The organism is Bradyrhizobium sp. 157, from assembly GCF_023073815.1.
Lineage (GTDB): Bacteria > Pseudomonadota > Alphaproteobacteria > Rhizobiales > Xanthobacteraceae > Bradyrhizobium.
The window spans coordinates 1-12226 of record NZ_JADPKF010000104.1; the positions used below are offsets into that span (position 1 = coordinate 1).

Below are 12226 nucleotides of genomic sequence, written 5' to 3' on the forward strand. Positions count from 1 at the left end.
TCGATGAAGTCTGGTGACCCTAATGGTTGCTCGCCAACCTGTCCGCTAATGAGACCAACGATGCGTGCGTACTCCCATCAAGGCCACGGCCCGCGAGCCGATCAAACAGGCCGGATACATATCAGCGACTTCCGCAATCCGCGCACAGTCTCTCTTGCGAAACGCAGGTCCGCTATGCCCCCGGAAAGCTGACCTCAATGAGAGGTGCCGCCACTTCCCTCATGGGCCAAAACAGCGGACCTGACTGGCCGAGCAGAGCCTCGGCGTCTTTAGCGTGCACCCTCGGCACTAAAGCCGTCGCAGCGCCACCGTCTCGATGACGTGATCGGCGCCCTTCGTGAGGATCAGTGTCGCGCGTGGCCGCGTCGGCAGAATGTTTTCCTCGAGATTGGCGAGATTGGTGCGCTCCCAGATCGCCATTGCGGTGGCGACCGCTTCATCGTCCGACAGCAGCGAATAACGGTGGAAGTGGGACTTTGGATCGTGGAACGCGGTGTCGCGGAAGGTCAGAAAGCGCTGCACGTACCAATCGCGCATCACCGACACGTCCGCGTCGATATAAATGGAGAAGTCGAAAAAGTCGGAGACAACGGGCACTGCTTTGCCGTCGCGCGGCAACGGAGCGGTCTGCAGGACATTGATGCCCTCGACAATGAGGATGTCGGGCCGGTCGACGTCCTGCCACTGGTTCGCAACGATGTCGTAAGTCAAATGCGAATAGACCGGGGCCCGCACGGGGCTTCGTCCGGCTTTGATGTCGCTTAGGAACGACAACAACCGCGCCCGATCGTAGCTCTCCGGAAATCCCTTCTTCTGCATCAGCCCTCGACGCTCCAGCACCGCTTTGGGATAGAGAAAGCCATCGGTTGTCACCAGATCGACTTTGGGTCGCGGCGACCATCGTGCGAGCAGCGCCTGCAGGACGCGCGCGGTGGTCGACTTGCCCACCGCAGCCGAGCCAGCGATACCGATGATGTAGGGGACCTTGCGGTCGCGCATCCCGAGAAACTGACGCTGCGCGTAATAGAGCCGATGCGCGGCATCGACGTAGATCGACAACAGGCGCGAGAGCGGCAGATAGATTTCCTCGACCTCCTTGAGGTCAAGGCGGTCATGCATCGAACGCAACTGCGAGAACTCGCCGGGTTCCAGCGTCATCGGTGTGTCGTCGCGCAACGCCGCCCACTGCTCGCGCGAAAAAATTCGGTAGGGGTTGTATCTCTGGTCGGGAGCGCGGATATCCATGTCACGGTCTCGCTGCTGAATTAGGTGAGCCGGCAATTCGTCCTCAGCGAGGTGCCGGCCCCTAATACCCGTAGCGAACTTATCGGCTGCGATGATGCTTGTCAGCCTCGATAGTCCGCTTTGAGTCAACAGGCGACCTGCCCGCGACCCTCGATCCCGTAAGGCGGCTCGAAAGGGTTGGGGACCTCCTGCAGGGTAACGCTTGAGGTCAGCTAAGGGTCGAGTTCGTGTCGAAAGTCGCAACGGCTCATGCGCGACGAGCGGCGAACGCCGCTTCGACGCTGGGCATGACCAACCATCCAATGCCTTCGCCCATAGCGTCTAGCTCCTTGGCAGTGCTCGATGAGACGTGCAGGAATTGGGCCTCGCAGATAAAATGCACCATGAGTATCGAGGCATCGATGCGCCCGGCCACGCCGTGAAGGTTGAACTCCTCGTTGAAGTCGCTGGCCTCGCGGAGCCCCCGCACTATGTGCGTCGCGTCGATCTTGCGGGCGTAGGCTATCAGGCTCTGATTGGTGAACTCACCGACCTCCAGCGCGCCATCGAATAGCAATTCGCCCGAGGCCGCAGCGTCAGTGGTGGCGATTGCCTCAGGCCAATGCTCCAAAATTGACCGCACAATGAACCGCTGGCTTTCCTTGACGCCGAAGGTGCGCTGCTTCTTGACGTTAGTTCCGATTGCGACGTGAACAGCATCAAAGGTCCTCAGCGCCTTCCCGATGATGTCCAGATGTCCGCGCGTGATGGGATCGAACGATCCCGCGTAGAGGGCTTTAGTCCTGCCGATTTTGCGCATGTGAATTGTCAGCCTCCGCTCACGATCCCGGAACCTGACCTTTCCACAAGGTGGGCTGAAGACACAAGTATCCACCCACTCGCCAGACAGGTTTGCGAGACCCCGAATGTCGGCTTCGGGTCAAAATGCGAAGAACTCACCGTGAGCAAACCTAGTCCGCTACACGTCCATGAGCCGACCTCAATGCTACGTGCCGCCACTTCACCTACGGGCCAATAGCGGAAGTATCAGGGAGGCCGCGCCACTTTGCATTCGTGCCAGCAGGAAAAATTCTTTCAAGCATCGACTTCTCCCTCTCGCTCGAGCGGTTTCTCTTGCGCGTCGAGCCGCATGACGTACAGCGTTGCCAGCAAGCCCATTCCCGAGGACAGCAGCATCATTGCCAACAGGGTTGGGGCGGCATTCGCTTCGGTCAGAACCATGCCCGTGATCGCGGACAGGAATGCCCCGCCGCCGACCGTCAACGCAGCTGACAGTCCCGACGCGCTGCCTGCCATTTCCGGCCGAACCGAGACGACACCCGCATTGCTGCTCGGGATCGCCAACCCGTTGCCGAGACCAACGCAACCACAGGCGCCGAAATAGATCGACAAACTCACCACGCTATAAAGGCAAAGCAGGATTCCCAGAATCAAGCCCGCACATGCGACCAATCCGCCCGTCAGCATCATGGTCGTGAGCCCATAGTGTTCGGAGAAGCGGCCGCACAGAAAACTACCGAGAACAAAGCCGGCTGCGATGGTTCCCATATAGAAACCAAGCTGTGCGGCGGAAATCCGGAACGTGGAGACAGCGACAAGCGACGCTCCACCAATGAAGACGAAGAACGCCCCCCTGGAAAACGTCATGCACAGCGCGTAACCCCAAAAGCGCCCTGATCCCACGAGCGTCCCGTACGATCGAACTTGCCGAGTAAACGTAGCTGCGGGCGTTTTGTTGGTCTCCCGCAGATCGACCCAGCACAGCGCGAGAGTCGCGCCGCCCATGACGAGAAAAGCCCAGAAACTGGCCCTCCATCCGTACAGATCATCGAGCGCGCCACCAAGCATCGGGGCCAGCATGGGAGCGATGGCCGAGGTCATGGCCACGTAGCCGATGGAGCTCGCTGCTTTGCTGCCGGCGGAGACATCCCGAATAATGGCAACAGAAACGGCGTAGGCGGGGGCGATAACCGCCTGCATCAGGCGGAAGGTGAGAAACACCCAGACGTTGGACGTCAACAGGCAGCCCAGCGAGGCGACAAGGAAAAGCAGCAAGGCGGCAAGGATCACAGGCCGCCTGCCCACGCGATCCGACAACGGCCCCATCACGAGCTGCAGCACGCAGCTCACGGCCGCATATCCGGCGATACACAGATTGACGAGCGCATAGCCCGCCTGAAACTCACTGGCAATGTTTGCCAATGAGGGCAGGAACATGTTGAGAGATACCACCGACAGGCCGCTCAGCACGATCAAGGTCATCAGGGCCGGCGGGTCTGCGGCTTTTCCAGGCATGGTATCCTCTTCTCAATCTGACAGGCCGGCCAGAAATTTGCTCAAAAAAAAAGCCCCCGAACTTGTCGGGGGCGCACGGGGTACCGGCATTGGTGCCGTTACCGGTCCATGCGCCAGCGCCCTACTACGACGGTTGCGATCGTCATCTCGAATATCTCCAATGATCTGCGCCCAGTGTAGAAACTCGCTCTGTGAGTGTCAACGATCGGCGAGGCAGCGCCTAACGGGTGTGCGTTTGGTCGATGATGTCGGCCCCCCGGACAGAGATGCGATGCTCTGCCCGCCTCACGAACGGTGGAGACAGGCCAACAGCGGGCATTCAGGAAGGGGGCGTCGTGCTTAGCACCGAACCGACAATTCCAAGCCGCCTTGGAAGGGCAATGTCATTGTGGTGAAGCCGTTGACCGGATCATTAAGAAACGCGAAATAATCTGCATAGGACGCTCGATGATCTTTTGTGTTGTCACACACCACAACCGCACCGTCTGAAAGATGCGGCGCGATCAATTCTATTGCGGGGCGTGCCATGGCGATCCAAACGTCCATGAGGACGAAGTCGATTGGCCTGTCGATCTGCTTTAGGGTCTCGCGAAGATCGCCTTCGCGGAGATTGATAAATCGCCCCAAGCCTGCCTGCGCAAAGTTTGCCCGTGCCGCGGCCGCTTTGTTCGGTTCATACTCGGTTCCGATCACCACTCCTTCCCCGCCGAATAGACTAACATTGTCGCGCACCGCTGCGGCAAGATAGATTGTCGACACACCATACGATGTACCAACCTCGATGATCGTGGAGGCTTTTTTGGCGCGGCATAGCTGGTAACAAAACTCTGCCTTATCGCGATCAAGCGCGACAAGCTTATCGCTCCGAAAGGCTCTAATTTCTACTACGCTTGGTGCATGTTCATTGGTGTCCGGGTCCTCGAATGCCCGGATCAACGCAGCTTGCTCGTCGCTCTTAGCATGAAGAACATCAAGAAGATCCTGCAAATATTGATCGCCGACAACGGACATCGCTTGCTCCCTTCGTTGGCATTACCCACACAGGTTCAACGGGTGTGATCTCAGCCCGCACGGCAAGCACCCCGGACGCACGAAGCGTTTCAGGCCGACGGGACGCCGTCAAGCACCGCAATCAAATGTCTGTTTTGGGTCTAAATGCGAAGAACTCACCGTGAGCAAACCTAGTCTGCTACACGTCCATGAGCGGACCTCGATGCAACGTGCCGCCACTTCACCTACGGGCCAACAACAGACCTCAGCCAAGAGAGCTTGCCACTGGGCTTGTTGTCCGCAGATGGAGGCTTTGCTGCCTACGTGGTAGAGTTGCCTATGGTTCGCAAAAAGCAGCAAGCCCCGTTGGCATTTAAGAGCGCATCCAAGCTTGGGGACTGGCTTGAGAAGCACCATGGCACTGCGACCGAACTCTGGGTGCGGATCTTCAAATCAGACACGGGCGTGCCGTCGGTGACGTGGAACGATTGCGTTATTGAGTCCATCCGCGTCGGTTGGATCGATGGCCAGATGAAACCTTTTGACGACATGTCGTACTTGCAACGACTTACCCCGAGGAAGGTGAATTCCAATTGGTCGGCCAAGAACTGCCGTCATGCAACAACCCTGATCGCTGAAGGGCGGATGCTTCCCGCTGGATTGGCTCAGGTCGAAGCGGCCAAGTCGGATGGACGATGGGACACCGCATACGCGGGCTCAGCGGACATGACTATCCCGCAAGACTTTCTCGACGCCTTGGAGGATATGCCCGCGGCGAAAGCGTTCTTCGCGACGCTCGATCGCAGAAATCTCTATTCAATCTACTATCGCCTTCATACAGCGAAGAAGCCCGAGACGCGCGCCAGACGGATCGCGCAAATTGTTGCGAAACTGGATCGTGGCGAGAAGTTTCACTGACCCATGCAGGCGGGCGGCGTGCCTGCCGCCTCGAGTACAGATGGACCCGTCAACGTGGGTGGGAGCAAAAGTTTCGTCCGGGCCGGGTCGAACTAGCGCCGTCGCGCCGCGTCCCTGTCGCCCTTCCACGCCGAGAACGCCTTGAACGCTTCCAGCCTGACCTCCTCGCTTGGCGTGGCGTCGGGATGCAGCGCCTTCGCGATCAGACTGCTTGCCTTGAAGGTCAGGCCGCCCACGTTTGCGATCTCGTTGTTGTACCAGTCCCACATTTGACGAAGTTGGGATTGCAGCTCGTTGTTCTTCTCCGTGAGGCAGGCAATTTCGCTGATCGCCTTGGTCTGGGCAGACTTGGCGGCACTCTCCCGGCGAGCAAGCGCCGTCTCTAGGTCGAGTACGCGCTGGCGCAACAGGTCGTTCTCGGCCTGTGCCAGTGCCAGCTCCGCCTTGTCGGTTGCGGCACGCAATGTCTCGATCCCCGCGTCCCGCTTGGTGCGCCAGTGCGCCTGCCGTTCTGCATTTCTTATCATGATGAAAGCCACCGGGTCACTCGATTGCACCACAGCGTGTCGGGGAGTGCGCGTGGGAGCCGCGCTCAACTTGAACGATTGCCTTCCTGCTCAACCATCAGCATCCGCTCGATGCGGTTGGCTTGCTCTTTCGTCAGATCAACCGCCAGACTGGTCCCAATCATTGCCCGCCCTACGTTGCCGATCGTAAAACATCCAGCCCTTGGCGCCCTGGCGAACCAAAAATCTGGATGGAGGAGATGCCGTGTCGCGCTCCCTCATACCCCGCGTATTGATCATCGGACCATCACCTCACTCCTTCGATCAGCGTCCTCAAGCCGGGCGCATCGTTCCCCCTTAGGAGCAAAACGCCAAGCATTGCCAAGTAGTGTGGCAATTCGCAATCGGGGACTGGCGTTCAAATTACTGACGAACGAGGCGACTGCGTCTTTAAGATCGCCTCGGTCGAGACAATCGAAGGCCCGTTGCTTGCACCGCTCGAAATATCTATCGCGCGGCATGTCAGTTATCGGGGAACGTTCGATTTTCGCCTCCCCAACCGATGACCGTTTCCAATCCAGTCATGCAGGCTGGACGGAACGGACTTGGCCTGTCTGTTCGAAAAGAAACAAACAGAGCCTCTTTTAGTCGCAGTGTGGGAATTGGGACACAGAGGCGCGCATTGCGAGCGCGCCTGTCCACCCAGGGCACACGGGAAAAGGGTCTTTGTTCGTGGGATGTCGGCCTGGGGTCAATCGCGTCGTTTTGACGTTCGCCCAGCCACTTCCGGTCTACCCCGAGCAACGGACATTGTCAGCGCCGGTAGACAGGTCTGTTTCGTGCCAACATGCGACATGGCGGCGACTTACACCTAATTTCTGCACGGGCTAACCCGTTAGAACTGATGGATCGAATTTTCGGTGCAGAATTGTTGATTTCTGCACACCGGGCCGCAGGTCTTTTGAGAGGCGGATCGGGTGAGCTCGGTCAGCCCACCTTGTCGCCCATCCACATCGCTCCCAAAGCATGGCAGTCGGGATCAGCGAGGTCGCGGGTGTACATGAAGCCATGGTCTTCTATTGGATTGATGTCGGCGGTGCCGCCATTTGCGGCGGCTGCGCCGTTCATCGCATCGACAGCGTCGCGGCTGTCGCACGACAGAGCAAGCATCACTTCGCTCGACGTTTTTGGTGGGATGGGGCGGCTTGTAAAGGTGCGCCATTTGGCATGGGTGAGCAGCATGAAGTTGATCGCTTCACTCCACACCATGCACGCAGCCGTCTCGTCGGTGAACTGAGGATTGTTCTTGAAACCGATGGCTTCGTAGAAAGCCATGGACGCCTCGAGGTCGGTGACCGGCAGGCTCACAAAAATCATCTTGCTCATCACTCTTTCCTTTACCTGTTGGGATGCCAATCTCCAGCGAGTGGCACAAAGGGCGCTAGTCCCTGCTTAAAGTCGATTGAAAGCCCGCCGAACCGACATCGAGTGTTGTTGCGTTTTCTGCAATTCTAATGGTCAAGATGGCTTGAATTTTGCACCTAAGCCAAAGCAGCGCGAGGTCGGTTCAGGGGTCATTAGCGGACAGGCAAAGCACCGACGCCGATGTCCGCTTTCGTTACGACACGGCCTCAACGCTCTTCATCAGGATGCACCCACTTGTACGGCGCAATCTCCCCCTGCTCGGTCAACTTGATCGTGCGAACGGGCGGCTGTAACGGCGCCTGCCGCAGGATCGGCATCGGAACGACCGCTCTAGCTTCCAGATCGGCGTGTCGAGCGCCCTGCGAATCGCATCCAGCGGCATGCTTGCTCGTGTCTTGCATCGGTAATATTCGATCTCCAGCCGTAACCACCGTTGCGATGTTTGGACGCGCGCCCCGTGGGATGAGGCCAAAGCGCTGCAGCGGCCGTTGCCGGACGATGCGCTCACGTCGGTGATGCGCGGCGGGGACAAGGAAGACAGGGCTGCAGCATGGCGGATAACGGTGGAAAACGCTGGCGCTGCTGATCAATGGAGGCGGCGCTCCCAGCACAGCAGCCACTCCGGCATCACGTCGAGCGCATGACACAGCTTTATCAGCTCGATCGGGTACAGCCGCGCGCGCCCGCGCTCCCAGCTCACGATCTGTGCCTCACTGTAGCCCGTCAGTTCGGCAAGCTCGCGGCGATCCATGTGGGCCTTGGCCATCGCACGCGTCAGGCGCTCGCCGATCCGTTGCTGCTTGGCAGCGTAATTCTCTTTAGGCATCGCCGCGCTTCCCTCTGTCCGACTGTAGCCTACACCAAAATGTTAGGAGACGGCAGACTTTCCCGCGCCAAAGGATGCGCGCCGTGGGATGAGGCCAAGGCGCTGCAGCGGCCCTTGCCGGACAATGCGATCAGGATCGTCGCTCGAGGAGCAGAAAAGGAAGACAAAGCCGCCGCATGAAATACGCCGCCACCCGCCCCTACGCCGAGCCCGAAAAGGCGGCGCGCCGGATCCTCGAGATCGCCAACGCCGTCGAGCTACTGCAGGGCCGCATCCACATTGAGAAGGTCAATGAGCCGTTTCTGTTTCGAGATGGCGGCAGCCCGGCTGAGTACGGCGCTGGCCTCAAGCTCGCGATCGACCGCCGCTGGCTCACGCTGCATGAGTCAGGGACTTTCGTCACCTTCACGCCCGCCGGCGCCGAGCTGTTCGCCTGACGCACTAGTCCGGTGCCACCCTTCAACGGTTGAGACGTTTTTGGTCGGGAAAGCCGGCCGATTTACTTTTGCTTCCTCTTCGTTTCTTGGTCTGGCGTGCTTACGTCGGCAGGGCTACGGGATGTGCCAACTGTTGGTGCGGGTGGACCCCCTGCGCCGGCGGCACCTGCCCCGTCGCCACTGGCGCTACCTGCGCCGCCGGCACCGGCGCCTCCACTACCTGCGCCGCCCGCACCCGCGCCGCCCGCGCCCCCGGCTCCTCCGGCACCTTGGGCGACAGCCAACGTTGAGCCGAGCGCAAAGAACAATGCTACCGCGATCGCTGATACTTTCATGGCGTCCTCCTTACAACCATGGAAGCACTTGCAATTTTTCAGGCGCTACCTTCGTTCCTATTTTTGCTGCGACAAAGTGCGTCGACGCGATATCGGCGCCATAGGAACCATTCCTCGCGTTGAGCCTAAGCCAGAGCAGCAATCGCCCGACGAAACGCGGGGAGGAAGGACATGACACCGAATTCAAAGAAGCCACTAAGGCCCGAAGATTTTCCCGTGGATGTCGAAGGTCAGAAGATAAAGAAGCAGGACGGTACTCCCATCGCAGATGCGGAGAGTCCCGCCGTCGCTGCCGAAATCGTAGAGCGCCTTAACGAAGACGAAGCCAGGCGCGAAGAAGACAAGTGGTCAGCCTGAGATATGAAGACAGCGAGCATTGAGTTTAGCGGGCACGCGACTGCGTGTCTCATTCGTAACCGGTCCGATACTGGAGCGGCGTTAGAGCTAGTCAGCGCGATCGAGCTTCCGGCACAATTTACATTGGTGGTCGCCTCTGACCGCATCAGGTGCATAGCTATTTGGCGTATGGGAAAGGTGATCGGAGTCAAATTCCTCTTGTAAGTCGTTGGGGCCATAAAAATGGCCCCGACGCGAGCCGTGCGCCGAGGCCATCAAAGTATTCACATTTCAAGAGCCAGACAGGGTAGTGGGTACCGATCTGGCCGCCCGATAGCAGCGGGAATAAATGGCAACGTCTGCCCAATATTGAACAGAAGACGGAAGGCTAAGCATTTTCAATGGCACCGGTGCAATCCGGCAACATCTTGCAGCCGCAAGCGGGCAGCGCGTCGGCTCGGATATTAGGAACGCCATCCTGCAATACCTCCTGTCACGCGTGGCAGCGCGTCATGATGCGGCGAGTTCCAGTTTTTCCCGGTCGGAACGTTTCGACCTGTGCCAGTTTGAATCAGCTTTGGTGGCGTGGAGTTTTGTTGTGTCGTTTCAGCGCAAGAAGGCGGCGGCGATCGGCGTGAAGGCGCCTTTCCCGGGATTTATCGAGCCCGCGCTGGCGACGTCGATCGAGAAAGTGCCGTCCGGCGATAGATGGATCCACGAGATCAAGTTCGATGGCTACCGCGTCCAGCTCCACATCCGTAACGACGCCATCAAGATCCTCACCCGCCGCGGCAATGACTGGACCACGCGCTTTAGCAAGGTCGCAGCCGACGCGTACCTGATTAACGCCGGTAGCGCGATTATCGACGGCGAGGTCGTGGTGCCCGGCGCCGACGGCACGACGGACTTTTCCGTGCTGCAGAACGAATTGCGCGGCAAGTCCACCTGGCTGGTGATGATCGCCTTCGACCTGCTCTACCTCAACGGCCAGGATCTGCGAAAAGTGCCGCTGATCGAGCGCAAGGCGCATCTGAAAAAGCTGATTGAGAGGACTGCGATCCAGTTCAGCGAAAGCTTTGAGATCGACGGCAAGGAGATGTTTGCCCACGCCTGCAAGGTCGGGCTTGAAGGCGTCGTTTCCAAGGTCCGCGACAGCCGCTACCCCTCGGGGCGCGGCCGGGATTGGGTCAAGAAAACCTGCGCCCAGCGCGAGACGCTAACCATCGCGGGCTTTGCTCTTGACGGCAACGATTGGGACGGCATCTATGTCGGCCGCCGCAGGGGCGATGACCTGATCTATGCCGGCAAGGTCGACCACGGCTTCGATAAGGTGTCGGCCGCCGATCTCCGCAAACGCCTGACGCCGCTGATCCGCAAAACTCAGCCCTACACCAAGCGGATCGCTCACAAGGGCATCTGGGTGGAGCCGGAGCTGCTCGCCGAGATCGAGTACAGAGCAAAATCTGCTGAGGGAAAGGTCCGCCATCCATTCTTCAAGGGGCTTCGGGAGGATTTGTGATGGCGCAGGGCGACTGGACAGAGACAGAAGTCCAAGACATCAAGGCGGCAATCATCGATGGCCTCTCAGATGAGGAAGCGGCGGAAGTTCTCGATCGCGCCGATATTGAGGAGGTTAGGAAGAAGTGTCGAGAGCTGGGAGTGGAGCCGAAAAAGCGCGAATCATGAGGGACATCCCGCGCGGCTTTCTGTTGGCCAGAGGGAGGACCTGCAATGAAGTGGTGTGCCCGCTGCGACAACTGTCATTGGGTCTGCGAGGGGCATCCGGACCAGCCGTGGTTAGGCGCGCGCGCCTGTACCTGCGGCGCTGCCGGAGCACCATGCCCGGTCTGCAATCGACCCGATGAGTCCACTGCGCCGGATCTTCCCGAGGGATTTCAGGCGGACATCGAAAGATCTCAGCAGTTGCCGCGCTACACTGGCGTCGATATGGACGATCTGGACCGGCCGGAGACCGAGCATTTCGGAAACTGTCCCGTCTGCGGCGCGCTGGTCGATATGCGCGACCTCGCCCAGGTGATGGCGCATATGCACGGCCAAAAACCAGACCCGGCACCGGACAAACACTAGGCGTGAACCCATCATCTGCCGGGCGGACGGCTCGCCATAGTCCGCTATGCTCCGATCGCGAGCAAATCCTGCATCGCAGCGAAATGACGTGCTGTGCCAGTAAGCGGCAATCGAAATGAAAGAGGCCGCCAACTAAGGCGGCCTCCGATTCGCTTAGCTCAACAGGCCCCGGACATTTTTCCACGGGCGCCGCAATTGGTCCTCATCCGCTTTCCATAGGACGCCTTCTTCGGCTGCCAGGTGCCGGCGGCAGATTTCGTCGCTCCGCTTGTAGGTTGCTGCGCCTTTACCTCCGGTGAAAAAGCAAAGACGAGCGCAGCAGCAGCAATGATCGAAAGTAGAGATTTCACTTAATCCTCCTTTGGCTTTTCGCAATGTCAGCATTAAACCACGGGAACGACTGTCGGTCTGCAACTTTCACATTAGGCCACTTTCAAACTGGCCACGACGCCCACATCCGCCGCGCCTGGGACATATTGGCAAACCCAGAACCTTTTTTCTGAATTCAGCAGACGTCCGTTAATGGGATGGACCGGCTGCTTCCCCGGCGGGGATAGTCTGCAAAGACTACACCGCAGCACCAGGAGAAGCAGCCCATGGATACCACCACTGCAGCCCTTGCCTCGATCGGCATCGACATCGGCAAGGACGTCTTCCACGTCGTTGGCTTTGGCACGAACGGCAAGATTGCTTTTCGTTGTAAGATCAAGCGGCTGGCGCTCGTTGCGATCTTTAAAAAGCTGCCTCCGAGCATCGTCGGCATGGAGGCGTGCCTCAGCGCCCATTTTGTCAGTCGGGCGCTGCGTCAACTGGGTCACCAGCCGC

The 12226-nt window shown here is 59.1% G+C and carries 14 protein-coding genes, 3 pseudogenes and 1 riboswitch; of the genes and pseudogenes, 9 read left to right on the forward strand and 8 right to left on the reverse strand.

From position 1 onward, the window contains the following. Nucleotides 1–288: 288 nt before the first annotated feature. From coaA to IVA95_RS32715, 4 genes are all read right to left on the reverse strand, one after another. Complete coding sequence (gene coaA / locus IVA95_RS32700; protein WP_247514250.1) at nt 289–1245, reverse strand: type I pantothenate kinase; 957 nt, start codon at nt 1243–1245, stop codon at nt 289–291. Between the two features lie 247 nt (nt 1246–1492). Further along, entirely contained in the window at nt 1493–2044 is a 552-nt protein-coding gene (coaD, locus tag IVA95_RS32705) for a pantetheine-phosphate adenylyltransferase (protein WP_247514251.1), read from the reverse strand. A gap of 275 nt (nt 2045–2319) precedes the next feature. Beyond that, on the reverse strand, nt 2320–3540 hold the full coding sequence (locus IVA95_RS32710) for an MFS transporter (RefSeq protein ID WP_247514252.1): 1221 nt from the start codon (nt 3538–3540) through the stop codon (nt 2320–2322). 339 nt (nt 3541–3879) lie between these two features. Next, a complete protein-coding gene (locus IVA95_RS32715; RefSeq protein ID WP_247514253.1) occupies nt 3880–4551 on the reverse strand; it encodes a class I SAM-dependent methyltransferase in 672 nt (223 codons plus the stop codon). Further along, a riboswitch (TPP riboswitch) is annotated at nt 4542–4634 on the reverse strand. Its footprint overlaps the gene before it by 10 nt. Before the next feature lie 235 nt (nt 4635–4869). Between IVA95_RS32715 and IVA95_RS32720 the strand changes: the two genes are divergently transcribed. Next, nucleotides 4870–5448 carry a YdeI/OmpD-associated family protein gene (locus IVA95_RS32720; protein ID WP_247514254.1) on the forward strand — a complete coding sequence of 193 codons (579 nt, stop codon included), beginning with the start codon at nt 4870–4872 and terminating at the stop codon, nt 5446–5448. A gap of 92 nt (nt 5449–5540) precedes the next feature. Here IVA95_RS32720 and IVA95_RS32725 read toward each other — a convergent pair whose 3' ends face one another. After that, complete coding sequence (locus IVA95_RS32725) at nt 5541–5975, reverse strand: hypothetical protein (protein ID WP_247514255.1); 435 nt, start codon at nt 5973–5975, stop codon at nt 5541–5543. 966 nt (nt 5976–6941) lie between these two features. Next, nucleotides 6942–7340 (reverse strand): lactoylglutathione lyase, encoded by a 399-nt coding sequence (locus IVA95_RS32730; protein WP_247514256.1) that lies wholly within the window; start codon nt 7338–7340, stop codon nt 6942–6944. 476 nt (nt 7341–7816) lie between these two features. Here IVA95_RS32730 and IVA95_RS32740 point away from each other — a divergent pair. Then, a pseudogene (locus IVA95_RS32740) lies at nt 7817–8023 on the forward strand (hypothetical protein); the annotation flags it as partial. On the opposite strand, the gene IVA95_RS32745 reads toward IVA95_RS32740, so the two are convergent. After that, a complete protein-coding gene (locus IVA95_RS32745) occupies nt 7966–8205 on the reverse strand; it encodes a helix-turn-helix transcriptional regulator (RefSeq protein ID WP_247514257.1) in 240 nt (79 codons plus the stop codon). The pseudogene IVA95_RS32740 and the gene IVA95_RS32745 sit on opposite strands and share 58 nt — an antisense overlap. 78 nt (nt 8206–8283) lie before the next feature. Here IVA95_RS32745 and IVA95_RS32750 point away from each other — a divergent pair. The 6 genes and pseudogenes from IVA95_RS32750 to IVA95_RS32775 form a co-directional block, all read left to right on the forward strand. Then, nucleotides 8284–8385: pseudogene (locus tag IVA95_RS32750) on the forward strand (SOS response-associated peptidase); the annotation flags it as partial. After that, entirely contained in the window at nt 8382–8642 is a 261-nt protein-coding gene (locus tag IVA95_RS32755; RefSeq protein ID WP_247514258.1) for a hypothetical protein, read from the forward strand. The pseudogene IVA95_RS32750 and the gene IVA95_RS32755, both read left to right, overlap by 4 nt. Nucleotides 8643–9148: 506 nt before the next feature. Then, nucleotides 9149–9334 carry a hypothetical protein gene (locus tag IVA95_RS32760; protein ID WP_057843472.1) on the forward strand — a complete coding sequence of 62 codons (186 nt, stop codon included), beginning with the start codon at nt 9149–9151 and terminating at the stop codon, nt 9332–9334. A gap of 577 nt (nt 9335–9911) precedes the next feature. Then, complete coding sequence (gene ligD / locus IVA95_RS32765) at nt 9912–10832, forward strand: non-homologous end-joining DNA ligase (RefSeq protein ID WP_247514259.1); 921 nt, start codon at nt 9912–9914, stop codon at nt 10830–10832. Then, nucleotides 10832–10999, forward strand: coding sequence for a hypothetical protein (locus tag IVA95_RS32770; protein WP_247514260.1), 168 nt, complete (start codon nt 10832–10834; stop codon nt 10997–10999). Before ligD ends, IVA95_RS32770 begins: the two co-directional genes overlap by 1 nt. A gap of 45 nt (nt 11000–11044) precedes the next feature. Next, a complete protein-coding gene (locus IVA95_RS32775; RefSeq protein ID WP_247514261.1) occupies nt 11045–11401 on the forward strand; it encodes a hypothetical protein in 357 nt (118 codons plus the stop codon). Between the two features lie 158 nt (nt 11402–11559). Here the strand turns inward: IVA95_RS32775 and IVA95_RS32780 are convergent, their stop codons facing one another. After that, the gene (locus IVA95_RS32780) at nt 11560–11751 is read right to left on the reverse strand and encodes a hypothetical protein (protein WP_247514262.1); all 192 of its coding nucleotides are present in this window, start codon (nt 11749–11751) and stop codon (nt 11560–11562) included. 246 nt (nt 11752–11997) lie between these two features. On the opposite strand from IVA95_RS32780, the pseudogene IVA95_RS32785 reads away from it, so the two are divergent. Beyond that, nucleotides 11998–12226 (forward strand): annotated as a pseudogene (locus IVA95_RS32785) (IS110 family transposase); the annotation flags it as partial.